The following is a 24,558-nucleotide window of genomic DNA, read 5'->3' on the forward strand; positions in this document are numbered from 1 at the left end:
GAGGTGAGTCGAGGGCCTAGAACGGTATGTCTAGGTCATCTTCAGGTGTGCCAGGGGGCAGCAGGCCTGGTTGGGCAGGCGGCTGCGTGACTGGCCGGGGCTTGGTGTGTTTCGGGGGAGTTGTTGGTGGCAGTAAATTCAGATTAACGGGATTGACCGAACTCACGGCGAGAGGAAGCGGTACCACGAATCCGGGCTCCGGCATGGGTTCATTCTCACTGTCCCCCTCGGGCTCGGAGACTATCGCTGCAGGAGCTATCTGGTCGTCAGCCGCTATGGCGCTCCCCTCGTGGGCCACCACTTCTGCCTCAACTGCCTCGTCTACTGCGCCGGCAGCATCCGCCTTAAGTGGTGCAAGGTCTTCAAAATCGTCGCCCATCATCATCTTGTAGTGGGCCAAGTGATCGGATTCCCTGAAAATTTTGAAGAATATCTTCATGTAGCTGGCTGCCGTCCTTTCGCCGATAGCAAGATACAGATCGTCTGGAGAATAATGGGAACCGTCGTTGACCCAACTAATCAGGGACTGGCATTGAAGCCTTTCCTGGCCCTCAAATTTATTAAGCAAATCATAATAATCAATGCCACCCAGAATCTTGAAGTAGTTCTCTAAAATACGACGCATTGTGTTTTGCAACGTCAATGTAGGTAGTGGATCTTTTCTGAGCTCGCTCCAAAGGAGCTGGTAGGAGGTTTTGATTGGATTTTCGTCATGACGCTCCACCTTCGAGAAACGATTTGGCTTGCGAACGACCCAAAAGCTCTCGTAGGGCATGGCTTTTTCTTTTTTGCGCTGCTGATTGAAAGTGATTTCCTTATGGAAATGAACATTATGCGTAAGGACGAACACTTGCTTGATCGCGCCATTTTTCTGTACATCATTGAACAGTTGCTTGATCAAGCTACCGACAATAAACAACACATCACTATCTAAGCTGGAAACCGGGTCGTCAATCACCACGATTCGCTGAGCCGTAATACCAGTGGTGGTAATGCTCCCACGAAGAAGATGGAAGAAATAGAGGAAGGTAACAAAAGTCTTCTCACCCTCACTCAAGGTTTTATAAGCGCTCGTACCATCTGGCCTGAGCAGCTTGTAAGAGTTTTCCCCAGGTGCAACCGCCAATGAGAAACTATGAAATCCAAAATCAGTGAGCAGTTTGTTAATCTCTATAACCGTGGGCTGCACGCTGGTCAACTGGGATTCGATTGAGTCAATTTCCACATTTGCTTGCGAAATATCGCTCTTCGCCTTTTCCAGCGTTCCGGTCAAGCCTTCAATCGCTTTGTCGAGCCTACTGGAATCAGCCGCATATTCTGAAAGCGTCTTTTTAAGCTCCACCTCCAGCAGGTACTTCCAGACTTCTGATGTCAGCTTGGTCTGTTCCGAAGTGAAACTTGTGACAAGCCGATTATGCTCAACGACTTTCGCGTTGGCTGCTGAGATAAGGTCATCAATTTTCTGATGAAGCTCTGCAACGGACTCAAGGACTATCTCAGTGCTGGGCGAGGCTACCTTTGCGGCTATCCGCTCTTTATTTACCTGCAGAAGAGCGCCAAGCGCTTTAAACTCAAGACCAAGCATTTCTTTGTCTACATGTTGATATTCAACATCAAAAAATCTTTCAGCACGCAGAGAAACTTCATCAGCCCTTGAAAAATAAGCATCACGATATGCACTCAGGGCGCGTATATCCGCTTCAAAGGTTTCGTCAAAGTATTCGGTCAATTCCTTTTCGAAATCATGGGAGATGCCTTGCTGGCAAAATGGACAATGATCACCACTATGCTCAAGGTACTTGATACCTTGACGCACCCAATCGCTATTACCTAGCCGATCTATAAGCGCCGCAACGTCAACATCCCCCTTACCAATTATTTTCTTTGTGAGTACTTGATTTGTTTCAAGAGAGATGAGGAGCGACAAATCAAAAGTCGGCACAATGACAAGCGCGCTTGGAGCTTGACCATAAAGCACACTAGCTCTTGCTTTTAGATCATCCAATTCAGCAAGAGCAGACTTGTTACTAGCACTTTCTTGAAGCACTCTCGCTTTAAAGCCATCCTTGCTATTCCGGACGCCTTTAAAAGCCCCGCCGAATAACTCGTCGTGCTTCGTCTTTTGTTCCCAGCAACGCGTAACCAGTCTTGCCTCCAAAGCTCTGCGCTCTGCGTTTTTACCGCCTTCACCGTCCTCCCCATTTAGATTAACTAAAGTCCTGTCGCGGAGCTGCTCAAATCGCTTACGGTCGGCCTGAAGCTCCTCTAGCCGATCCAGGTGTTCTTTTTCAGCTTTGCCCAGCGTGAAGACACCTTTTAAATTCTTAGCTTCGCTGTAGTTATCCGCGATGAAGTCGCTGTTATAAACCATCGCCTGGATAGGAGTGGCATTCTTCCAATTCACCCTAGAGTCGGATGATATAGTCGGATCTGCAATGAGACGGCTTATGGTTGTTTTACCCGCACCGTTGGCTCCGTAAATGACGTTAACCGCTTTAAGGTCAGTGAGATGCTCAAAGGTATCAGGGCTGTAACTTGCTATTTTTTTGAGGCTTATAGACTCGATCATCTGTCTCGCGTCCATGAGAAGCAGCGATGCGTGTGCCGCTGCTTGGCTTGTGGAAAGGGTTGGCCCAATCGCGTGCGCCACATCTGGCTTCTGGCGGCCAGGTAGGGGTCGGATGCTGGCGATTGGCCTCAACAAGCGTAGGTGGTTTGGTAGGGCTTGCTGGGCGAACGGATGAGTGGGTCGGCTGGATAGCTCACCTTGGCTTGATTTGCCTTTGGGCTGGGGTGCTCGGGGAGCCAGAGAAAAATGTAAACCATGGGCCCAGGAAGGGCCCTTTGGTTTACACATTTCGCGCTGCACAGGTGGCAACGCTAGGAAGGGAACGATGGAGCGCAGATATGACGGGCGACTGGGAAGCTAGCAGCGTGGTTTACACACCTCCCTTAAAAAGGGAAGAACGTGACGAACCGTTTATCTTGCTGCTGCTCCACGCGGGGCGCTCCAACTTGCATCAGTTACAAAGGCCGGAATTGTACCCCAGCTCAGCGCTTGGCGCGCACCTCATCGACCCCACGGTTGGCCAGCTGGTCGGCGCGTTCGTTGCCGGGGTGGCCGATATGCCCGCGTACCCACTTCCAGGTCACCTTGTGACGGTTGACCTGCTCATCCAGCTGCTGCCACAGGTCGGCGTTCTTCACCGGCTCCTTGGCCGCGGTTTTCCAGCCGCGCTTCTTCCAGTTGGTCATCCATTCGTTGATGCCCTTCATCACGTACTGCGAGTCGGTGGTCAGCACCACTTCGCATTCGCGCTTCAGCGCCATCAAGCCCTGGATCGCGGCCATCAGCTCCATGCGGTTGTTGGTGGTTTCGCGTTCGCCGCCCCACAGTTCCTTCTCGACGCCCTTGTAGATCATAAGGACGCCCCAGCCGCCAGGGCCAGGGTTGCCCTTGCAGGCACCATCGGTAAACATCTCGACGCTTTCGCTCATGTACCACTCATGTTCAGTGCTTTTCAGTATCCGGGTTGGCCGCCGCGCGGTTGACCTTGGCCAGTGGCAGCGGCAGCAGCTTGCCCATCGGCTCGCGACGCTCCTGGCGCAACGGCCGCAGGCCCACCACCATCTTGCGCGCTACCAGCAGGTACACCCCGCCACCGGAGCTCTGCCAGCCGCCGGCCACCCGTTCCCAGCCCGCCAGGCGCTGCTGCCAGGCCGGTGAGGCAAGCGGCGGACGATAGCACCCGAAGCGGCGTTTCTCCAGCGCGAAGCCCAGCAGGTTGAGCCAGTCGCCCACCCGTGACGGCGAGATGCAACGGGCCTTGCGCAAGGCGCCGTGGCTGAAGAAATGGCGCATGCCCCAGCTGCTCCAGGGGTTGATCCCGACGATCAGCAGGTGCCCGCCAGGGCGCACCGCGCTGGCCGCCTCGCGCAGCAGGCCGTGGGGCGAAAGGCAGAAATCCAGGCCATGCTGCAGCACCACAACGTCGGCGGCGTGCTCGCTCAGCGGCCAGGCCTGCTCTTCGCAGACAATCTCCACCCCCGGCAGCGGGGCACCGAGGCGCACGTTGCGCTGCACCTGGGGCGCGCTGGGCGGTGGCTCGGCGCAGGGCCCGTAGTGCACGAGGTAACCCCCGAAGAAGCGCCCGAGCTCTTCTTCCAGCAGTTTTTCCTCCTCCTTGAGCATCAGTTGGCCGAGTGGGCCGTTGAACCACTCACGGGCCAGGCTGATCAGCTTGACCCAGTCCGGGTCGGCCTGGGCAAAGGCTTGGTCGGTCATTGCGCTCTCCCTCGAAGGTTCTCGCACCGCGCCATCGCGGATAAGATGCCCTCATGTGCCACGCTAGGCGAATCGGATCCGCACCATGATACAGATCGATGCTCTCCCCGCTTTCTCCGACAACTACATCTGGTTGTTACAGGATACTGCCAAACGCCGCTGCGCGGTGGTCGATCCGGGTGACGCCGGCCCAGTGGAACGCTGGCTGTCGGCCAACCCCGGCTGGGTACTGAGCGACATCCTGGTCACCCACCACCACAACGACCATGTCGGCGGCGTGGAACGGCTCAAGCAACTGACCGGCGCGCGGGTCTGCGGCCCGGCCCACGAGCGCATTCCTTGCCGTGACCTGGCGCTGGACGAAGGTGACCAGGTGACCGTGCTTGGCGTGACCTTCCAGGTGCTGGCCGTGCCCGGCCATACCCTGGGGCATATCGCCCTGTTCAGCGACCAGCCGGCAACGCCGGTGCTGTTCAGTGGCGACACGCTGTTCGCCGCCGGTTGCGGGCGCATGTTCGAAGGCACCCCCGAACAGATGCAGCCAGCCCTCGCCCGCCTGGCAGCCCTGCCAGAGCAGACCGAGGTGTACTGTGCCCACGAATACACCCTGAGTAACCTGCGTTTCGCCAAGGCGGTGGAACCCGACAACCCGCACGTTCAGCAGCGGTTCGAGGACGTTACCCGTTTGCGCGCCGAAAATCGCATCACATTGCCATCAACGATCGGTCTGGAGCGCCTGACCAACCCCTTCCTGCGCACCTCTGAAACATTAGTTAAACAAAAAGCAGACGAATGGAAGGGACATTCAAACCCCTCGCATGTCGCTGTTTTTGCTGCCTTGAGGTCTTGGAAGGACACCTTCTGATAACCTCAAGATATATCGCAAGCGATGGTCAAAGGTTGACCAGGCCCGGAGCGGTTTCTAGAATCGCCGAAATTTTTCGCCCGGAAACCTGTGTCAGCCGATGTCTTCCCGTAGCCGCAGAACCTCTCATTCCGTCGCCCTGACGCGCCTGGCCCAAATCAGTGCGCTGGCCCTGGCCGCCACTTTGGTGGGCTGCCAGAGCACCCGTCAGCTCGACGAATCCGATAGCGTTCGCGCGCACAACTACCAGGCGCGGATCAAGCACAAGCCTTCACCACTGCTGGTCAAGCCGGCCGAGCAGGCACCACAGGACGTGTGGGAACGCATGCGCCAGGGCTTTGCCCTGCAGGACAACATCGACGTCAACCCGCGCATCGAGCAGCAGCGCCTGTGGTTCGCCAGCAACCCAAGCTTCATCGAAAGCGCCGGCGAGCGTGGCAGCCTCTACCTGCACTACATCGTCGAGCGCCTCGAAGAACGTGACATGCCACTGGAACTGGCCCTGCTGCCAGCCATCGAAAGCGCCTACAACCCGATGGCCTACTCGCGCGCCCATGCCGCGGGCATGTGGCAGTTCATTCCGTCCACCGGCCGCCACTTCAACCTGCGCCAGACCAACTTCTACGATGGCCGTCGCGACGTGACCGCCTCGACCAACGCCGCGCTCGACTACCTCAGCCGCCTGCACGACATGTTCAACGGCGACTGGCTGCTGGCCCTGGCTGCCTACAACGCCGGCGAAGGCACGGTCAGCCGCGCCATCGAGCGCAACGAACGGCTCGGCCTGCCCACCGACTACTGGAACCTGCCGCTGCCGCAGGAAACCCGCGACTACGTGCCCAAGCTGCTGGCCCTGTCGCAGGTGGTACTCACGCCGGAAGCCTATGGCGTGAACCTGAACCCGATCGCCAACGAACCCTACTTCGAGGCGGTGGCCATCAACGACCGCCTCGACCTGTCGCGGGTAGCGGCCTTCGCCAACATCGACGAAGACGAGCTGATCCAGCTCAACCCGGCATTCAAGAAGCGCATGACCGTGGATGGCCCGCAGCAGCTGCTGGTACCCACCGCCAAGGCGCAGCTGCTGAGCGACAGCCTGTCCAACCTCAAGCCCGAGCAACTGGTCAGCCTGCAGCCGAACAAGGCGGTGTTCGCCCGCGCCGTGGCCGAAGCCAAGGCCCCGGTGGCGGCGCGCAGCTACCGGGTCAAGCGCGGCGACAACCTGGGCGCCATCGCCAAGGCCAACCGCGTTTCGGTCAAGGACATCAAGCGCTGGAACCGCCTCTCCGGCAACAGCGTGCGCGCTGGCCAGGTTCTGGCCCTGCGCGGTGGCAGCGCACCGAGCGCTGCTGGCAATCGGGTAGCCGCCTCCGGGCAGCGCTCCACGCAGTACAAGGTACGCAAGGGCGATTCGCTGTACCTGGTGGCCAAGCGCTTCAACGTGGAAATGAAGCACCTCAAACGCTGGAACCCGCGCAGCGGCCATGCCCTGAAGCCAGGCCAGACCCTCACCGTTTACCTCTCGCATTGATACGAAGCCCGGGGCCTTTGCGCGGCCCTGTGGGAGCGGCCTTGTGTCGCGAAAGGGGCGCGAAGCGGCCCCAGGATTTCAGCTTCGCCGCGTAAACTGCCGGGGCTGCCATGCAGCCCTTTCGCGACGCAAGGCCGCTCCCACAGGTACCGCGTCACCCGCAGCGACCGGCAACTGGCTGAACCACTCGCCCCACCTTCAAAACCTCTCTTTTTCCAACCCCACCAAGCTGTTACTGTACCCCGATCAAAGCCCAACGCCTCTGGATCGGATGCCGACTTGATACGTCCCCTCCTGCTGTCACTCAGCCTGGCCTTGAGCTTTCCCGCAGCCGCGATGGTGAGCGAAAGCCACGGATACGCGCAGTTCGGCACGCTCAAGTACCCAGCCACATTCACCCATTTCGACTGGGTCAACCCGCAAGCGCCCAAGGGCGGCACCTTGCGGGCCATGGCTTTCGGTACCTTCGACACCCTCAACCCCTACACCTTCAAGGGGTCGAGCCCGATTACCACGCCCAATTTCCAGCAATACGGCATCAGCGAGCTGAACGAGCCGCTGATGGTCGGCACCGGCCAGTACGACCCGTCCGGCGACGAGCCGACCTCCAGCTACGGCCTGATCGCCCGCTCGGTGGAGTACAGCGAGGACCGTAGCTGGGTGGTGTTCAACCTGCGCCCGGAAGCCCACTGGCATGACGGCAAGCCGATCACCTCGGCAGACGTGGCTTTCTCCTACCGCACGCTGCTCAAGGATGGCCACCCGATCTACCGCACCAACCTGCAGGAAGTGCAGCGGGTGGACATCCTCGGCCCGCTGCGCATCCGCTTCGTGTTCAAGCGCGCCGGCAACCCGCTGCTGATCCTGCGCCTGGGCGAAATGCCGGTGCTGCCCAAGCACTACTGGCAAAAGCGCGACTTCAAGGCCACCACCTTCGAGCCCCCGCTGGGCAGCGGCCCCTACCGCATCACCCAGGTCCAGCCTGGGCGCAGGCTGGTGTTCGAACGGGTGAAGAACTACTGGGGCAAGGACCTGGCGGTAAACCGTGGCAAATACAACTTCAACCGCGTGGAATACGAGTTCTACCGCGACGCCACGGTCGCCTTCGAAGCGTTCAAGGCCGGCGAGTTCGACATCTATATCGAGCACCAGGCGAAGAACTGGGCCAACGGCTACAACTTCCCGGCCGTGCGCCGGGGCGAGGTGATCAAGGCGCAGATCCCGCACCGCATCCCCACGCAAACCCAGGGCCTGTTCATGAACAGCCGCCGGGCCACCTTCAGCGACCCACGGGTACGCCAGGCGCTGGGGCTGATGCTCGACTTCGAGTGGACCAACCGCGCGCTGTTCAGCGGCGCCTACCGCCGCTCGACCAGCTACTACCCCAACAGCGAGTTCGCCGCCACCGGCCTGCCTACCGGCAAGGAATGGCTGCTGCTGGCGCCGTTCCGTGACCAGTTGCCGGCCGCCTTGTTCAGCGAACCCTACAAGGTCAGCCAGACCGATGGCCGTGGCATCAGCCGCCAGACCTTGCGCCAGGCCCTCGGCCTGCTCGCCGAGGCCGGCTGGAAGCTGAACGGCCAGCGCCTGGTCGACAGCAAGGGCCAGCAACTGCGCATGGAGCTGCTGCTGGTAAACCCCAACCTTGAACGCATCCTGCAACCGTATGTCGAAAACCTGGCCAGCATCGGCATCGATGCGCGCTTGCGTACCGTGGACCGCGCCCAGTACAAACAACGCCTGGACCAGTTCGATTTCGACATGATCCTGATGACCCTGAACCAGACGCTGAGCCCCGGCCTCGAACAGTGGCTGTACTTCCACTCCAGCCAGGCCACGACCAAGGGCAGCAAGAACTATGCTGGGGTCAAGGACCCGGTGGTCGACCATCTGCTCGACACCCTGCTCGCCGCCCGTACCCGCGATGACCAGGTCGCCGCCGCCCGCGCCCTGGACCGCGTGCTCTCATGGCAGTACTACATGATCCCCAACTGGTACCTCGACAATCATCGCCTGGCCTACCGCAACCGGTTCGCCTTCGTCACCACGCCGCCCTACACCCTTGGGCTGAACAGCTGGTGGATCAAGACTTCGGAGAAAGCCCAATGACGCCAACGCACCGACTGCGCCGGCTGGCCGGCAGCCTGTTGCTTGCCTGCCTGAGCCTTCCCGCCCTGGCCGCACCGCAACATGCGCTCACCCTGTACGACGAGCCACCCAAGTACCCCGCCGACTTCAAGCACTTCGCCTACGTCAACCCTGACGCACCCAAGGGTGGCACCTTCCGCCAGTCCAGCTTCGGCGGCTTCGACAGCCTCAACCCGTTCATCAACAAGGGCGTGCCGGCCGAGAACATCGGCAGCATCTACGACACCCTGATGCGCCAGAGCCAGGACGAGCCGTTCACCGAGTACGGCCTGGTGGCCGGCAAGATCGAAAAGGCCCCGGACAACAGCTGGGTGCGCTTCTACCTGCGCCCCGAGGCACGCTTCCACGACGGCCACCCGATGCGCGCCGACGACGTGGTGTTCACCTTCAATGCCCTGATCAAGGACGGCGCGCCGCTGTACCGCCAGTACTACGCCGACGTCGCCGAAGTGGTCGCCGAAGACCCGCTGACGGTGCTGTTCACCTTCAAGCACAAGAACAACCGCGAGCTGCCGCTGATTCTCGGCCAACTGCCGGTACTGCCCAAGCACTGGTACGAAAGCCGCGATTTCAACCGCGGCAACCTGGAAATCCCGCTGGGCAGCGGCCCGTACAAGGTCGCCGAGGTCAAGGCCGGGCGCTCGGTGCGCTACGAGCGAGTCAAGGACTACTGGGCCAAGGACCTGCCGATCAACCGTGGCTTCTACAACTTCGACGTCATGACCTTCGACTCCTACCGCGACACCACCGTCGCCCTGGAAGCACTCAAGGCCGGGGCGTTCGACTATGCGCTGGAAGTCAGCGCGAAGAACTGGGCCACCGCCTACAACGTACCCGCCGTGCGCGATGGCCGCCTGATCAAGGAAGAGTTGCCCAACGGCAACCCCACGGGCATGCAGGGCTTCATCTTCAACATCCGCCGCCCGGTGTTCCAGGACGTGCGCGTGCGCCAGGCGCTGAGCCTGCTGCTGGACTACGAGTGGACCAACAAGCAGCTGTTCAACGGCGCCTACACCCGTACCGGCAGCTACTTCGACAATTCGGAAATGGCCGCCCGCGGCCTGCCCGGCCCCAGCGAGCTGAAAATCCTCGAACCGCTGCGCGGCAAGGTCCCCGAGCAGGTATTCAGCGAAGCCTTCCGCAACCCGGTCAGTGACGGCAGCGGCATGATCCGCGAACAGCAGCGCCAGGCCTACAAGCTGCTGCAGGAAGCCGGCTGGAAAATCGTCGACGACAAGATGGTCGACGCCCAGGGCAAGCCGGTGAGCATCGAGTTCCTGCTGGCACAGACCGAGTTCGAACGCATCCTGCTGCCGTTCAAGCGCAACCTCGCCGACCTTGGCATCGACCTGAATATCCGCCGGGTCGACGTGTCCCAGTACATCACCCGCCTGCGCTCGCGCGACTACGACATGATCGTCGGTGGCTACCCGCAGTCCAACTCGCCGGGCAACGAGCAGCGCGAGTTCTGGTCCAGTGCCGCCGCCGACAACCCCGGCAGCCGCAACTTCATCGGCCTGCGCGACCCGGCCATCGACCAGCTGGTGGAACAGCTGATCAATGCCGATTCGCGGCAGAGCCTGATCGACCACTGCCGGGCCCTCGACCGCGTACTGCTGTGGGGCTACTACGTGATCCCAAACTGGCACATCAAGACCTGGCGCGTGGCCTACTGGAACCACATCGGCCACCCGGACGTCTCGCCCAAGTACGACATCGGCATCGACACCTGGTGGATCAAGCCCGGCGTAACCCCGGCCGTCAGCGAAACCACTGCGGACGAGGCCGAATAACATGCTGGCCTACATCCTGCGCCGCCTGCTGCTGATCATCCCGACCCTGTTCGGCATCCTGATCATCAACTTCATCATCGTCCAGGCCGCCCCCGGCGGCCCGGTCGAGCAGATGATCGCCAAGCTCGAAGGTTTCGAAGGCGCCACCAGCCGCATTGCCGGTGGCGGTGCCGAAGTGTCCGTGGCCGGCTCCAACTACCGTGGCGCCCAAGGCCTGGACCCGGCACTGATCGCCGAGATCGAACGCATGTACGGCTTCGACAAGTCGCCGCCCGAGCGCCTGTGGATCATGATCAAGAACTACGCCCGGCTGGACTTCGGCGACAGCTTCTTCCGCGATGCCAAGGTCATCGACCTGATCATCGAGAAGATGCCTGTGTCGATTTCGCTGGGGCTGTGGAGCACGCTGATCATGTACCTGGTGTCGATCCCGCTGGGCATTGCCAAGGCCGTGCGCCACGGCAGCCATTTCGACGTGTGGACCAGTTCGGCGATCATCGTCGGCTACGCCATCCCGGCGTTCCTGTTCGCCATCCTGCTGATCGTGCTGTTCGCCGGCGGCAGCTACTTCGACTGGTTCCCGCTGCGCGGCCTCACCTCCAACAACTTCGACGAGCTGAGCACCACCGGCAAGGTGCTGGACTACTTCTGGCACCTGGTGCTGCCGATCACCGCGCTGGTCATCGGCAACTTCGCCACCATGACTTTGCTGACCAAGAACAGCTTCCTCGACGAGATCAACAAGCAATACGTGGTCACCGCCAAGGCCAAGGGCCTGAGCCGGCCACGGGTGCTGTACAGCCATGTGTTCCGCAATGCCATGCTGCTGGTGATTGCCGGTTTCCCTTCGGCGTTCATCGGCATCTTCTTCACCGGTTCCTTGCTGATCGAGGTGATCTTCAGCCTCGACGGCCTCGGCCTGATGAGTTTCGAGGCAGCCATCAACCGCGACTACCCGGTGGTCTTCGGCACCCTGTTCATCTTCACCCTGCTGGGGTTGGTGGTGAAACTGATCGGCGACCTGACCTACACCCTGGTCGATCCACGCATCGACTTCGCCAGCCGGGAGCACTGACATGGCCTTGTCCCCCCTCAACCGCCGGCGCTTCGAGCGCTTCAAGGCCAACCGCCGTGGCTGGTGGTCGCTGTGGCTGTTCCTGATCCTGTTCGGCCTGAGCCTGGGCGCCGAGCTGATCGCCAACGACAAGCCGATTGCCGTGCGCTACGACGGCGAATGGTACTTCCCGGCGTTCAAGCGCTACCCAGAAACCACCTTTGGCGGCGAATTCCCGCTGGAAGCCAACTACAAGAGCCCGTACATCCGCGAACTGCTGGAGAAGAAAGACAGCTTCGTGCTGTGGGCACCGATCCCGTTCAGCTACCAGAGCATCAACTACGACTTGCGCGTACCCGCCCCGGCCCCACCGTCGGCGGACAACTGGCTGGGCACCGACGACCAGGGCCGCGACGTGCTGGCGCGGGTGATCTACGGCTTCCGCATTTCGGTGCTGTTCGCCCTGACGCTGACCCTGCTCAGTTCCATCGTCGGTGTGATCGCCGGCGCCTTGCAGGGCTTCTATGGCGGCTGGGTCGACCTGGCCGGGCAACGCTTCCTGGAAGTCTGGTCGGGCCTACCGGTGCTGTACCTGCTGATCATCCTCGCCAGCTTCGTGCAGCCCAACTTCTGGTGGTTGCTGGGCATCATGCTGCTGTTCTCGTGGATGAGCCTGGTGGACGTGGTGCGCGCCGAGTTCCTGCGCGGGCGCAACCTGGAATACGTGCGCGCAGCCCGCGCGTTGGGGATGCGCAACGGCGCGATCATGTACCGGCACATCCTGCCGAACGCCATGATCTCGACCATGACCTTCATGCCGTTCATTCTCACCGGCGCCATCGGCACCCTCACCGCCCTGGACTTCCTCGGCTTCGGCCTGCCGCCGGGCGCACCGTCGCTGGGCGAACTGGTGGCCCAGGGCAAGTCCAACCTGCAGGCCCCATGGCTGGGCATCAGCGCCTTCGCCGTGCTGGCGCTGATGCTGAGCCTGCTGGTGTTCATCGGCGAATCCGCCCGCGATGCCTTCGACCCGAGGAAGTGACATGAGTGAACAGAACCTGATCGAAGTGCGCGACCTGGCGGTGGAGTTCGTCACCGGTGACCAGGCCCACCGCGTTGTGAACGGCATCAGCTTCGACATCCGCAAGGGTGAGACGCTGGCACTGGTGGGCGAGAGTGGCTCGGGCAAATCGGTCACCGCGCACTCGCTTCTGCGCCTGCTGCCCTACCCCCTGGCCCGCCACCCCAGCGGCAGCATCCGCTACGAGGGCAAGGACCTGCTGCAGCAGAACGAGAAGACCATGCAGCGCATTCGCGGCAACCGCATTGCAATGATCTTCCAGGAGCCGATGACCTCGCTGAACCCGTTGCACTGCATCGAGAAGCAGATCAACGAAATCCTCCTGCTGCACAAGGGCCTGACCGGCAAGGAGGCCACGGCGCGCACCCTGGAGCTGTTGGAGATGGTCGGCATTCCCGAGCCACGCAAGCGCCTGAAGGCCCTGCCCCATGAGCTGTCGGGCGGGCAGCGCCAGCGGGTGATGATCGCCATGGCCCTGGCCAACGAGCCGGAACTGCTGATTGCGGATGAGCCGACCACGGCGCTGGACGTGACCGTGCAGTTGAAGATTCTCGAACTGCTCAAGGAACTGCAGGCGCGTCTGGGCATGGCCCTGCTGCTGATCAGCCATGACCTGAACCTGGTGCGGCGCATCGCCCACCGTGTGTGCGTGATGCAGCACGGGCAGATTGTCGAGCAGGCCGAATGCGCCAGGCTGTTCAGCGCACCGCAGCACCACTACACGCAGATGCTGATCAATGCCGAGCCCAGCGGGCTGCCGGCGCACAACCCGGTGGGCGCGCCATTGCTGGAGGTGGATGACCTCAAGGTGTGGTTCCCGATCAAGAAGGGCCTGCTGCGGCGCACGGTCGACCATGTGAAGGCGGTGGACGGGATCAACTTCAGCTTGCCGCAAGGGCAGACGCTGGGGATTGTCGGCGAGTCCGGGTCGGGCAAGTCGACTTTGGGTTTGGCGATCTTGCGGCTGATCTCCAGCCAGGGCGGCATTCGCTTTCATGGGCAGGATCTGGAAGGGCTGAACCAGAAGGCCGTGCGCCCGTTGCGCCGGGAAATGCAGGTGGTGTTCCAGGACCCGTTCGGCAGCCTGAGCCCGCGCATGTGCGTGGAGGACATTGTCGGCGAAGGGTTGCGCATCCACCGCATCGGCACGGCGCAGGAACAGGAAGCGGCGATTATTGCGGCCCTGGAGGAAGTGGGGCTGGACCCACGCACGCGGCATCGCTATCCGCATGAGTTTTCCGGTGGGCAGCGCCAGCGCATTGCCATTGCCCGGGCGTTGGTATTGAAGCCGGCGCTGATCCTGCTGGATGAACCTACGTCGGCGCTGGACCGCACGGTGCAGCGGCAGGTGGTGGAGTTGCTGCGCAATCTGCAGCAGAAATACAACCTGACCTACCTGTTCATCAGCCATGACCTGGCGGTGGTCAAGGCGTTGAGCCACCAGTTGATGGTGATCAAGCATGGGCATGTGGTGGAACAAGGGGATGCGCAGGCGATCTTCCATGCGCCGCAGCATCCGTATACCCGGCAGTTGCTGGAGGCGGCGTTCTTGGAAGTGGATGCGGCTAGTTAGCTTTTGGGGGCTGCTGCGCAGCCCATCGCCGGCAAGCCAGCTCCCACACCGACCGCGCCGGCTTCAAGCCATGCGCTATCCCTGTGGGAGCTGGCTTGCCGGCGATGGGCCGCAAAGCGGCCCGAACCCATTCCCTCGAAGACACCCTAATCCAGGCCACCGACTACGCGCTATGCGCGGCCACCGTGGTGCATCAGGCCTTGCTACTGCAGCCCAAATCGCCGGCTTCGATCCTGATGATGACCTCGATGCACGAGCTGGAGGTGCTTCGGACTTTGCTTGAGTCGGCACTGGTTCAGGTGCAGATGCCCGCTGAGCCTCGGACTTTGCACTGAGGCTTTAGTGTTGCGTTGCCTGGGCTGGCCTCTTCGCGGGTAAACCCGCTCCCACAGGATCTCCACAGGCCTTGAGGTAGATGCAGTACCTGTGGGAGCGGGTTCACCCGCGAAAGGGCCCGTCCGGGCAGTCGATAATTTTGAGGGCAAAACCTCTTTTTTAAGAACGACTTGGTCCCTGTCCTGTAAACAGGCTTTTGCCGGTGCCACAAGCGTGCCGGACAGGGACTATGTCGAATTCTTGCTCAAGCGGCTCGCAAAAGATGGCCCGGGCAACTTGCCGTCGCTGGATGTCGCGGCACAGGCATTCAAAACGCTGGGCAGCAGGCCCGAGTAGTTCATTCGTGCACTTCGGCAGTTGGTTCACTCACCTGCGTCTGGGATGGGGCCGGATGAGGTGCTGCCGGTAATCGCATCAACGCTGCGTTCGGCGGCTGCTGGTCCTGCGCAGCCCGTAAAAAAAAGCCCTGATTTCAGGCCGATATCCAGGGCGGACGGTTTCAACAGCTGCCTGGCCATGTCGGCAGCCAATCCACGGCGCGGGAAGATGTTGATCATGGCTTTATTGGAAATTATTGAATACCAATAATTATTGGCAGCGAATAATTTAATGTAACGGTGTACAGGCAGGTCGGCTCGAAAGCCATCATCAAATTTTCTGACAACAATCGTCTTCCATCATCAGCCAGATCGGGCATAAATTCTCCACCGTCAACCCCAGCAGCAACGGTAGAGCCCCATGTCCAGCCCACAACACCAGCCCGCCTCCCCTGCCCTGACCACGCTGATCCAGCGCTCCGGCCTGCCCAGCCCTGCGCTCGGCGAAGCCCAGGCACATGCCGTGCTGCAAACGCACTACGGCATTGCCGGCAACCTGACGGCACTGGGCAGCCAACAGGACCTGAACTTCCGTGTAGACGCACCACAAGGCCGTTTCGTGCTCAAGGCCTGCCACGGCAGCTACGCCCAGCTGGAACTCGAGGCCCAGCACGCGGCCCTGGCCTACCTGCGCGAACAGGGCTTGCCAGTGCCCGCCGTGCGCCCGGCCAGCGATGGCCAGATGCTGCTGGCGTTGGAAATAGACGGGCAACCGCTGCGCATGCGCCTGCTCGACTACATCGACGGCCAGCCACTGACCCGCCTCAAGCACATGGAACCACGCCTGATGGCCGAACTCGGCGGGCTCTGCGCGCGGCTGGACAAGGCCTTGGCCACTTTCGACCACCCGGGCCTGACGCGCACCCTGCAATGGGACCCGCAACATGCCCAGGCACTGATCCAGCACCTGCTGCCCGTGCTGGGCAACGCCGAGCATCGCGCCCGCATCGAGCAGGCCACCCAGCTGGCCGCCGAGCACCTGGCGCCGCTGGTCGACCAGCTGCCAAGCCAGGCCGTGCACCTGGACATCACCGACGACAACGCCGTCTGGGCCCGCGACAGCGAGCGCCAGTGGCAGTTGCAAGGGGTGATCGATTTCGGCGACCTGTTACGCACTTGGCGCATCGCCGACCTGTCGGTGACCTGCGCGGCGCTGCTGCATCACGCCGAGGGCGACCCGCTGCGCATCCTGCCGGCCGTGCGTGCCTACCAGGCGCTCAACCCTCTGAGCGAAGCCGAACTGCGGGCGCTGTGGCCACTGGTGCTCAACCGCGCCGCCGTGCTGGTGCTGAGCAGCGAGCAACAGCTCGCCGTCGACCCTGGCAACCAGTACACCCGCGACAACATCGCCCATGAATGGGAAATCTTCGACACTGCCACCGCCGTACCCTTCGCATTGATGGAAGCGGCCATCCTGCAGGCTGCGGGCCTGCAGCCTGCCACGCCGGACCTGAGCGGCTGCGCCCCCCTGCTCCCGGAACTGGATGGGCACGCAGTGACGCGCGTCGACCTGGGCGTGCTCAGCGAGCATTGCGAGGCGGGCAACTGGGAGCAACCGGGCTTCGACCAGCACCTGCTGACCACGCAACCGGCCCCGGCCTGCAGCCTGCACGGGCAGTATCGCCTGTCGCAAACCCATATCGACCGCCCCGAAGAGCCCGCCACCTGTGCCCTGGGCGTCGAGCTGCATGTACCCAACGGCAGCCTGGTGCAAGCGCCAGATGCCGGCACCTGGCAGCGCCATGGCGACGGACGTGGCTGCCTGCGCAGCGCGCATTGGGCGTTGTGGCTGCAAGGCCTGGAAGACGCGCCTGCAGATGGCCAGGCCGTGGAAAAAGGCCAGTCGCTGGGCAGCAGTTGTGGCTTCCTCAGCGTGCAGCTGTGCCTGGATAGCGGCATTCAGCCGCCGTTCTTCGCCACCCCATCCCAGGCGGCCGCCTGGCTGGCCCTGTGCCCGTCACCAGCTGCGTTGCTGGGCTTCGACTGCAATGCCGAGCCGCTGCCCGACCCACAGGCCCTGCTGGCCCGCCGCGATGCCAGCTTTGCCCGCTCGCAGAAGCACTACTACGCGCAACCGCCTCACATCGAACGCGGCTGGCGCAACTACCTGATCGACATGCAGGGCCGCTCGTACTTGGACATGCTCAACAACGTCGCGGTGCTGGGCCACGGCCACCCGCGCATGGTCGCCGAGTCGGCACGGCAGTGGTCGCTGCTGAACACCAACTCGCGCTTCCACTACGCGGCCATCACCGAGTTCTCCGAACGCCTGCTGGAGTTGGCCCCCGAAGGCTTCGACCGGGTGTTCATGGTCAACAGCGGCACCGAAGCCAACGACCTGGCGATTCGCCTGGCCTGGGCCTACAGCGGCGGGCGTGACCTGCTCAGCGTGTTGGAGGCCTACCACGGCTGGTCGGTGGCCACCGATGCCATTTCCACTTCCATCGCCGACAACCCGCAGGCCCTGGAAACCCGCCCGGACTGGGTGCACCCGGTCGAGGCGCCGAACACCTTCCGCGGCCGCTTCCGTGGCGCCGACAGCGCCACCGACTACCTGCGCGACGTCGACGCCAAGCTGGCCGATCTCGACGCCCGTGGTCGCCAGTTGGCGGGCATCATCTGCGAGCCGGTGTACGGCAATGCCGGTGGTATTTCGTTGCCGGCCGGTTACCTGCGCGAAGCCTATGCCAAGGTCCGCGCCCGCGGCGGCGTGTGCATCGCCGACGAGGTGCAGGTCGGTTATGGCCGCCTGGGCGAGTACTTCTGGGGTTTCGAGGAACAGGGCGTGGTGCCCGACATCATCACCATGGCCAAGGGCATGGGCAACGGCCAGCCACTGGGCGTAGTCATCACCCGCCGCGAGATCGCCGAAGCGCTGGAGGCCGAGGGCTACTTCTTCTCCTCGGCCGGCGGCAGCCCGGTCAGCTGCCGCATCGGCATGGCGGTGCTGGATGTGATGCAGGAAGAAGGCCTGTGGGACAACGCCCGCGACACCGGGCGCTATTTCAAGGCGCGCCTGCAGGCACTTGTGGACAAGCATCCGCTGGCCGGCGCGGCACATGGTTCGGGCTTCTACCTGGGGCTGGAACTGGTGCGCGACCGCGCAACGCTGGAACCGGCAACCGAGGAAACCATGGCCCTGTGCAACCGCCTGCGTGACCTGGGCATCTTCATGCAGCCGACCGGTGATTACCTGAACATCCTCAAGATCAAGCCGCCGATGTGCACCACCCGGGCGAGCGTGGACTACTTTGTCGACAGCATTGATCGGGTGCTCTCCGAGGACCTGTAAAGAATTGCGAAGCTGGCCGAGGAGTGTTCATACTTTTCGGCCACAACGCTTCCTCGTCATCAGGTTTACTGACAATGGCCTTTACCAGCGACTCCCTGGCAATCTTCCTCGCGGTGCTCGAGGCAGGCTCGTTCTCTGCCGCCGCGCGCAAGCTGGGGCGTGTGCCTTCGGCCGTGAGCATGGCCATCGCCCAACTGGAGGCGGAGCTGGACCTGGTGCTGTTCGACCGGGCCACGCGCAAAGCCTTGCCCACCAGCGCCGCCCTGGCCCTGGAGCCCCAGGCCAGGCAGGTCATCTGCCAGCTCAACCTGCTCGACGCCCAAGCCCTGCAACTGCACAAGGGCCTGGAAAAGCGCCTGACTATCGCCATGGCCCCCGAGCTGCAGACCGGCCGCTGGAGCCAGCCGCTGGAAACCCTCGCCCAGGAATTTCCCAGCCTGGAAATCGAAGTGCGCTCAGCCACCCAGGCCGAAGCCATCCGCCTGCTGCATGACGGCAGCGTGCAACTGGCACTGGTCTTCGAACGGCCTGGCATAGACGAGCGCGAGTCATTCCTGGAGGCCGGCAGCCAATTGCTGGTGGCCGTCGCCTCCCCCCGCCATCCAGCCGGGCAGAACAACGGCATGCCATTGCCGGAAGAGGCTTTCGCCGAACAGCGGCAAATCATCGTGGCTTCGGGCAAGGCTACCGGGTCGGACCCGCGCATGGTGCTGTCGCGGCGCATCTGGCTGACCGACAGCTACCTGGCCACGCTGGACCTGGTGCAATCGGGGCTCGGTTGGGCCTACCTGCCGCAGCCGTTGGTCGAGCCATTGATTGCTTCGGGCGCGCTGGCGGAGGTGCGCTTCGACAACATGGCCAGCCGATTGCGCTTGTGGGTGGACATCATCTGGGTCAAGTCGCGCCCGTTGGGCCTGGGCGCCCGGCGTTACCTTGACGTGATGCGCCAATGCTTTGAAACAGAATCCCCGAGGTCCTGAGCGATACGACTGCCTCGTCCGAAAGCGAAAAATCCTACAACTGGTTAGGAAGCCAATAACTACCTGCGGCATTGATTCCCCGTTAGGTTTCTGCTCGCCATCAAGAAGAAAAGGAACTTCTCATGTCGAGCCAGTCCGCGCAGGGCTACGTGCAGTCGGTCGATCACTTCGCCAACCAGCAGCGCCAACCAGAAGAGACCCTCTACCTTTTACTGGACCCATTCGCCGGCTGCCCGCCTGAGCACCCGCTGGCCATCGCTGCCCTCAGCGAAGCGCTGGGTAGTGATGCCGTAACGCGCGTCGACTGCAGCGGGCTGGTGCAGGATCCTGAGTGCTGGCCAGCTCTGGTGCGGCTCGCCAAACCCGGCGATGCGCCCACAGCCCTTGTCCCATTAAGCGCGACCTGCGCCGCTCGTGAATCAGCAGCTACCTGGCACTACGTGTGTGGCTGGCTGATCAGCGATCAACCCGCCGACCTCATCGCCCAGCACATCAGCCAGCAGTGTCAGGTGCTGCACCAACCAGAACCGCACGGTATCACCGCCTGGTTCGAACCCGTGCGGCTGGCGCTGCTGCGCGCAACCCTGAAAAACGCAGGCGAAGTCCTCGGGCCTGTTCGCAGCTGGCTACATCCCGATGGTTGTGGCAGTTGCGAGGTATTCGAGCGAGAACCCATGGCTGGCGAACTGGCCGTCCCCGAGGCCGTAAGGGCGACCCAGCACGTCGCACCACAGATCATTCAACTGCTCGGCGCCTGGCATCGCCTGAGTGCCGTGCAGCATCCCCATGCACCCTGGCACTTCGCAGGTTCCTCAGGCTTGCCGGAAAACGCCCCCACCCATGCCATGAACCTGATTCTCAAGGCGTTCAAGCAGGGCCTGCGCGACCGTGCCGATATCCAGTGCATGTGCCTGCACATGCTCATGATCCACCCACTGCTCCTTCAGCACCCGACCATCCAGCACGAAGTGGAAAAGGCAGCAGCCGGCGAGCAGCGCCTGGCGGACCGCTTCGCCAGCTACGACGACTGCACCTGGTCGCACATCGTCGCCGGCCTGCCGAACGCAAGGAGTTACTCATGAGCATCAGCAAAGCCATCCACATCGCCATGCAGGAAGAGATCCCCAACACCTACGGCACCTGTAACGCCTGCGAACGCTCCGGCCTGCCGATTCTGCTGCTGCGCGAGGCCTACGCCCCGCGCCCGGATACGGGGCGCCCCTATCGCCTGGCAGACGATAGCGAAATCATCTTCCACCCGATGCACACCGACCAGTTGCGCCTCCTGCGCCAGGGTTATGTCTACGTACTGCTCGACCAGGAAATCTGGCAGGCCTACGAGGTAGCGGCGGAAGGTACCTTGCAGCGCTTTCCGGTATCGCAGATGCCCTTCGGGCCACCCAGGTCGTTACCCAAGGTATGCGCCACCGAAGGCCACGATGTGATCGCCTCGTTCATCAACATCGATACCCTGCTCTACCGCAAGGCCTGGATCGCCTTCGCCAACGACCCTTGGCCCCGAGCGGTACTCGACCGCTATCGGCAAGGCATCGCCGACAGCGACCCGGGCACCCTCGCCCGCTTCGTCGAAGTGGACCTGCACACCGCACGCAACGACCCTGCCAGCCTCGGCATCGCCATGACCGACAGCTTCCGCTTCGGCCTGGAACAGGTGCTGGAGTTCTCTACCTTTTCTTCTGCCAGGTTTACCAGCGCTCATGGCTTTTACAGCCGCCTGGGCCGCTGGCATGAAACCCGCACGCATGTGCGCAATGTCATCCAGCAGGAACAACTGCCCAATGGCCTGCTGGCGCTGACGCTGCCCGACCCGGTCGGCATGGTCATGGAGCTCAACGCGCAACGCACTGGCTGGGTGCAAGCCCTGCAGGAATGGCGGGCGCAGCCGCAGCGGCACTTCGAGTATTTCACCTCGCAAGCACTACTGGGCATCCGCGAATTGCACGCTGCCATGGCTGCCGTGCAGGGTGCCGAGGACGCGCAGCGGGAAGCCCGGCAGGTCAAGCAATGGAACGACAGCCCGATCGCGGCCAAGGCTTATCTGCCGCCGGTGGACATCGACGCGCAGACCGAACGCAACATCGCGCGCAAGCAGCAGGACGCCCGCGAGCGGCTGGAAGAGCGTTACGACGAAAGCGCCCGCGCCGCGTTCCAGGCCGATTACGACCGCGAACTGAAAAACTGGCAGTCGATGATCGACCAGGTTGGCGATCTGTATGCGCGGCACTATGCCAAGCGGGCGTTTCAGCAGATCGGCTACTACGACTATGACGCGACCTCCCCCGTTTCGGTGGAGTACTTCATCCAGATGATGGCCGCCTGCCTGGCCGGCGGGCCTACCGAAACCCTGCCGCAGGAGGGTCAGCCACTCGGGATCACCCAGCATATCTGGCAGCAGCTGCTGGAAGACGACCGCAGCCTGCTTTACCAGGCACTGCTGGCCAAGAACCAGAAGCTGATGCAGCAGGTGGCCAGCGCGCTGTCCGGGGACGACTTCGGCAAGGTGTACGACATCATCAAGGGCATCGCCGGTACCGCCGACGGCCAGCTGTTGATGATCAAGCCGATACAGGATGCCGTTGGCCAGTTGCTGGCCGCGACCAACAGCGCCGGGAATGCACTCAGCCAGCACCTGAGTGAACGGACCAAGACCCTGATCGGCCATGTGCATCGCTCGGCGTTTGCCCTGTTTGCGGGGCAGCAGGTAACGCCGCTGCGGGTGTCGCTGACAGTGGGCGAATACATCAGCCTGCTCAATGAAGCCCTGGAGGCGCGGACCGATGCGTTTCTGCAGCAGGTAGACAAGCAGTTCCGTGACCCACTGGGCCGCAAGGTGCGGGCCATGGTGCTGAGTGGCGCGATCAATATTGCGGCAGCGGGTAACCGTAGCCAGATGATCGAGGTGATGCTCTGGACGTTGGAAAGCACAGAGAGTTTGCAGGCGCGGTTGGTGCAGTTGCGCGAGGGTGCAGCCGGTGGCGTCGGGGCGCTGGTACGCGATGTTGCGATTGGTGCGGGTAGGCTGCGTGCGCAGGTTACGGGTGGTTTGAAGATCAGTTCTACGGCCGCGCAAAACCTGGCAAGCGATGCGATGCGCAGCCTGCGGGATGCTGCAGCGAGTAGCGGAAGTGCCGGGCTGTTATTTGCCTTGGGCAGCATGTGGTTCCATCAGGACAGCCTGGGCAAGAACTATCGAGCGTTGCAAGAGACGCATCAGGACAACCCGGAGGCGCTTGCGGCGATCTGGTCTTCCTCCCTGGGTTTGTTGGGGGCGAGTGTGGAGGCAGCAGGACTGGCTGTTGCAGTCATACGCCCGAAGATACCGTGGCCCGGAACAGTGACGACAACGTCTTTGGGAACCGGTATTGCTCGATACGGCGCCGGCATTGCGGGAATAGCTGGAATGATGGATGGGGCACAGTACCTGTTCGCCAGCCTGCGTACTCATAAGCGCGGAGATTTAACGTCCGCAGATGGATACAGGACTGCGGGCATAATGGCTGGCGCTTCCGCCATTGCAGGTGTACTTGGAGCTTTCGGACCCGCCACATTATTTGGCCCAATCGGTATAGCTATCATTCTAGGACTGGCCGCCTATGCAATAGCTTCCGAGGCAAAGCAAAACGAATCCTCTTCAACAGAGCTTTGGGCTCGTCAAAGCAGATGGGGATTATCTGAAGACAACCGTCTCTGGACCGAAGCGAAGCATCTTGACACTGCAATTGGTGCTTTGAATGCGGCAGCAATTGGCGTTCAAGCCGAGATTTCCATAAGGACTCAACTCACCAATCATACGAACATGCAGACTTCCGAACCAAAAGGGATGATCATCGGCAACGAGCCTGCAATACCCGCAGAATACACACTCAATTATTACTTCCTCTTGCCTAAATACGCCGAGGGTACATCTCGCCATGAGTGGCATTTAAGCATTCATCGTACTGGCGCTCAAAGAGAAATCATTACCGTATCGGGTGATAGTACTCCGACTAACCAATTGCAGATCAGCCTACCAAAGGGGAAGGGAGTCTTTGGCCATATTGACAACCCACACCCTTTGGTGCGTTTCAACAACAAGAACAATACGTTGACCATACAGGGAGCTCTGCCTTTACTGATAGATCATCACATCAACGCCATTGAACTTAGCCTGCGTTACTGGCCAGACAAGCAGGACGAACTTGGGCATGCCCATGTAACAATAACAGAAAACTATATGCACAGCTTGGAGCCCCTGACAAAATGGCCCGACCCTTATTAAATCCTGCCTGCCCGGGCTGGAAGGAAGACCTCCCCGACCCTTACACAGTCGACTCAATAGAAAAATATATGGGCAATCAAATACCTAACCATCAGTGCATGACTTACTTAGAGATTCCGCGACAAAGCGTATCCTCACGAGGGGTGATTTCAACCTTCGCCTTCCTCTTGTGCATATTTTTCGCCTTTAGCCTTTACATGATGACACTTACGCTCGATCCCCGAAATTTTAAGTCGCTGCTGCTCTCAATATCTGAAGTCTTCCTGGTTAGCTGGCTGGTTACTATAGGCCTTCGCATGGATATTTCTCCACCTCGCGACGAACCCATCAGGTTCAACCGTGCGCGCCAGAGAATCTACGCCTACAACTTCAAACGCCAATGGTGGAACCCCTTCGACAAAGGCAAGGTCGTGCCGGTCAGTTACGACTGGTCCCAAGTCCGCGCCGAGCGCTGGTCACAAACCGGCGCCCTGCCAAACGGTGGGGTCATTTTCAAATGGGGTGTCATGTTGTCCATCGTCGCGCCGGGCACGAACAACGTCATCGACCGTTTTCACCTGAGTACGATGGGTGCCGACCAGCATGCCTGGGCCTACATCTGCACCTACATGCAGGAAGGCCCCTCAGCCCTGCCACCACCCGGGGAACCCAAGGATCACAACGACGTGCTCTGGTGTGAGTTCGCCCTGCGCCTGGCACCCCGAGTAGAGTGGCCAGCGGAAATGGATCTGGAGTCGAGAACCGCCCCATGAGATTACTGTCTTGCACTGCTTGCTCTGGCCCCATCGCCGGCATGCCAGCTCTCATAGAACTGCACATGACTCATTGAATTAGCGGGGACTCTGTGGGAGCGGCTTCAGCCGCGAACACCGGCGCAGCCGGTGCCATGCACCGCGTTGGATTCTTCGCGGCTAAAGCCGCTCCCACAGGGTACGCGGGCCGCTTGCGAATTCAGTTTTCTACG

Annotated in this window: 17 protein-coding genes; 13 read left to right on the forward strand and 4 right to left on the reverse strand. The window is 61.5% G+C overall.

Annotation, left to right across the window (positions count from 1 at the left end; translation table 11 throughout):
- Nucleotides 1-16 precede the first annotated feature (16 nt).
- The 3 genes from ABX298_RS01620 to ABX298_RS01630 form a co-directional block, all read right to left on the reverse strand.
- On the reverse strand, nt 17-2,569 hold the full coding sequence (locus tag ABX298_RS01620; protein WP_367394014.1) for an AAA family ATPase: 2,553 nt from the start codon (nt 2,567-2,569) through the stop codon (nt 17-19).
- Nucleotides 2,570-3,051: 482 nt separating this feature from the next.
- On the reverse strand, nt 3,052-3,498 hold the full coding sequence (rnhA, locus tag ABX298_RS01625) for a ribonuclease HI (protein ID WP_003261021.1): 447 nt from the start codon (nt 3,496-3,498) through the stop codon (nt 3,052-3,054).
- Nucleotides 3,499-3,511: 13 nt separating this feature from the next.
- Nucleotides 3,512-4,285: a class I SAM-dependent methyltransferase gene (locus tag ABX298_RS01630; RefSeq protein WP_085590406.1), complete on the reverse strand. Its 774-nt coding sequence runs from the start codon at nt 4,283-4,285 to the stop codon at nt 3,512-3,514.
- Between the two features lie 85 nt (nt 4,286-4,370).
- Here ABX298_RS01630 and gloB point away from each other — a divergent pair, with 85 nt between their 5' ends.
- The 8 genes from gloB to ABX298_RS01670 all read left to right on the forward strand — a co-directional run bounded on the left by gloB (nt 4,371) and on the right by ABX298_RS01670 (nt 14,665).
- Nucleotides 4,371-5,150 carry a hydroxyacylglutathione hydrolase gene (gloB, locus tag ABX298_RS01635; RefSeq protein WP_061551101.1) on the forward strand — a complete coding sequence of 260 codons (780 nt, stop codon included), beginning with the start codon at nt 4,371-4,373 and terminating at the stop codon, nt 5,148-5,150.
- Nucleotides 5,151-5,250: 100 nt separating this feature from the next.
- Nucleotides 5,251-6,681, forward strand: coding sequence for a lytic transglycosylase domain-containing protein (locus ABX298_RS01640; protein ID WP_046615577.1), 1,431 nt, complete (start codon nt 5,251-5,253; stop codon nt 6,679-6,681).
- Nucleotides 6,682-6,960: 279 nt separating this feature from the next.
- Nucleotides 6,961-8,790: an extracellular solute-binding protein gene (locus ABX298_RS01645; RefSeq protein WP_212734927.1), complete on the forward strand. Its 1,830-nt coding sequence runs from the start codon at nt 6,961-6,963 to the stop codon at nt 8,788-8,790.
- Nucleotides 8,787-10,622 (forward strand): extracellular solute-binding protein, encoded by a 1,836-nt coding sequence (locus ABX298_RS01650; protein WP_317409941.1) that lies wholly within the window; start codon nt 8,787-8,789, stop codon nt 10,620-10,622. The genes ABX298_RS01645 and ABX298_RS01650 overlap by 4 nt, the downstream gene beginning before the upstream one ends.
- A 1-nt stretch (nt 10,623) precedes the next feature.
- The gene (locus tag ABX298_RS01655; RefSeq protein WP_367394015.1) at nt 10,624-11,697 is read left to right on the forward strand and encodes a microcin C ABC transporter permease YejB; all 1,074 of its coding nucleotides are present in this window, start codon (nt 10,624-10,626) and stop codon (nt 11,695-11,697) included.
- Nucleotide 11,698: 1 nt separating this feature from the next.
- Complete coding sequence (locus tag ABX298_RS01660; RefSeq protein ID WP_013973404.1) at nt 11,699-12,718, forward strand: ABC transporter permease; 1,020 nt, start codon at nt 11,699-11,701, stop codon at nt 12,716-12,718.
- A 1-nt stretch (nt 12,719) separates the two neighbouring features.
- Entirely contained in the window at nt 12,720-14,330 is a 1,611-nt protein-coding gene (locus ABX298_RS01665; RefSeq protein ID WP_038409989.1) for an ABC transporter ATP-binding protein, read from the forward strand.
- Between the two features lie 104 nt (nt 14,331-14,434).
- Complete coding sequence (locus ABX298_RS01670; RefSeq protein ID WP_075045822.1) at nt 14,435-14,665, forward strand: hypothetical protein; 231 nt, start codon at nt 14,435-14,437, stop codon at nt 14,663-14,665.
- A 363-nt stretch (nt 14,666-15,028) separates the two neighbouring features.
- On the opposite strand, the gene ABX298_RS01675 is transcribed toward ABX298_RS01670, so the two are convergent.
- Nucleotides 15,029-15,223, reverse strand: a complete 195-nt coding sequence (locus ABX298_RS01675) for a hypothetical protein (protein ID WP_237140949.1) — start codon at nt 15,221-15,223, stop codon at nt 15,029-15,031.
- Between the two features lie 181 nt (nt 15,224-15,404).
- On the opposite strand from ABX298_RS01675, the gene ABX298_RS01680 reads away from it, so the two are divergent.
- The 5 genes from ABX298_RS01680 (at nt 15,405) to ABX298_RS01700 (ending at nt 24,346) form a co-directional block, all read left to right on the forward strand.
- Complete coding sequence (locus ABX298_RS01680; protein ID WP_367394016.1) at nt 15,405-18,335, forward strand: aminotransferase; 2,931 nt, start codon at nt 15,405-15,407, stop codon at nt 18,333-18,335.
- Between the two features lie 74 nt (nt 18,336-18,409).
- Nucleotides 18,410-19,315 (forward strand): LysR family transcriptional regulator, encoded by a 906-nt coding sequence (locus tag ABX298_RS01685; RefSeq protein ID WP_025339945.1) that lies wholly within the window; start codon nt 18,410-18,412, stop codon nt 19,313-19,315.
- A gap of 122 nt (nt 19,316-19,437) precedes the next feature.
- Nucleotides 19,438-20,397, forward strand: coding sequence for a hypothetical protein (locus ABX298_RS01690; RefSeq protein ID WP_367394017.1), 960 nt, complete (start codon nt 19,438-19,440; stop codon nt 20,395-20,397).
- Complete coding sequence (locus ABX298_RS01695; RefSeq protein ID WP_367394018.1) at nt 20,394-23,594, forward strand: T6SS effector BTH_I2691 family protein; 3,201 nt, start codon at nt 20,394-20,396, stop codon at nt 23,592-23,594. Before ABX298_RS01690 ends, ABX298_RS01695 begins: the two co-directional genes overlap by 4 nt.
- Nucleotides 23,576-24,346, forward strand: a complete 771-nt coding sequence (locus ABX298_RS01700) for a DUF6708 domain-containing protein (protein ID WP_237140950.1) — start codon at nt 23,576-23,578, stop codon at nt 24,344-24,346. The genes ABX298_RS01695 and ABX298_RS01700 overlap by 19 nt, the downstream gene beginning before the upstream one ends.
- The last annotated feature ends 212 nt before the right edge of the window (nt 24,347-24,558 follow it).

The sequence above is a fragment of the Pseudomonas sp. X4 genome, assembly GCF_040784925.1.
GTDB lineage: Bacteria > Pseudomonadota > Gammaproteobacteria > Pseudomonadales > Pseudomonadaceae > Aquipseudomonas > Aquipseudomonas putida_Z.

Coding starts and splice junctions, on each gene's coding strand:
- ABX298_RS01685 (WP_025339945.1), top strand. CDS start 18,410: ATGGCCTTTACCAGCGACTCCCTGGCAATCTTCCTCGCGGTGCTCGAG.
- ABX298_RS01700 (WP_237140950.1), top strand. CDS start 23,576: ATGGCCCGACCCTTATTAAATCCTGCCTGCCCGGGCTGGAAGGAAGAC.
- ABX298_RS01690 (WP_367394017.1), top strand. CDS start 19,438: ATGTCGAGCCAGTCCGCGCAGGGCTACGTGCAGTCGGTCGATCACTTC.
- ABX298_RS01630 (WP_085590406.1), bottom strand. CDS start 4,285: ATGACCGACCAAGCCTTTGCCCAGGCCGACCCGGACTGGGTCAAGCTG.
- ABX298_RS01665 (WP_038409989.1), top strand. CDS start 12,720: ATGAGTGAACAGAACCTGATCGAAGTGCGCGACCTGGCGGTGGAGTTC.
- ABX298_RS01675 (WP_237140949.1), bottom strand. CDS start 15,223: ATGATCAACATCTTCCCGCGCCGTGGATTGGCTGCCGACATGGCCAGG.
- ABX298_RS01680 (WP_367394016.1), top strand. CDS start 15,405: ATGTCCAGCCCACAACACCAGCCCGCCTCCCCTGCCCTGACCACGCTG.
- ABX298_RS01620 (WP_367394014.1), bottom strand. CDS start 2,569: ATGATCGAGTCTATAAGCCTCAAAAAAATAGCAAGTTACAGCCCTGAT.
- ABX298_RS01695 (WP_367394018.1), top strand. CDS start 20,394: ATGAGCATCAGCAAAGCCATCCACATCGCCATGCAGGAAGAGATCCCC.
- ABX298_RS01660 (WP_013973404.1), top strand. CDS start 11,699: ATGGCCTTGTCCCCCCTCAACCGCCGGCGCTTCGAGCGCTTCAAGGCC.
- ABX298_RS01640 (WP_046615577.1), top strand. CDS start 5,251: ATGTCTTCCCGTAGCCGCAGAACCTCTCATTCCGTCGCCCTGACGCGC.
- ABX298_RS01670 (WP_075045822.1), top strand. CDS start 14,435: ATGGGCCGCAAAGCGGCCCGAACCCATTCCCTCGAAGACACCCTAATC.
- rnhA (WP_003261021.1), bottom strand. CDS start 3,498: ATGAGCGAAAGCGTCGAGATGTTTACCGATGGTGCCTGCAAGGGCAAC.
- ABX298_RS01650 (WP_317409941.1), top strand. CDS start 8,787: ATGACGCCAACGCACCGACTGCGCCGGCTGGCCGGCAGCCTGTTGCTT.
- gloB (WP_061551101.1), top strand. CDS start 4,371: ATGATACAGATCGATGCTCTCCCCGCTTTCTCCGACAACTACATCTGG.
- ABX298_RS01655 (WP_367394015.1), top strand. CDS start 10,624: ATGCTGGCCTACATCCTGCGCCGCCTGCTGCTGATCATCCCGACCCTG.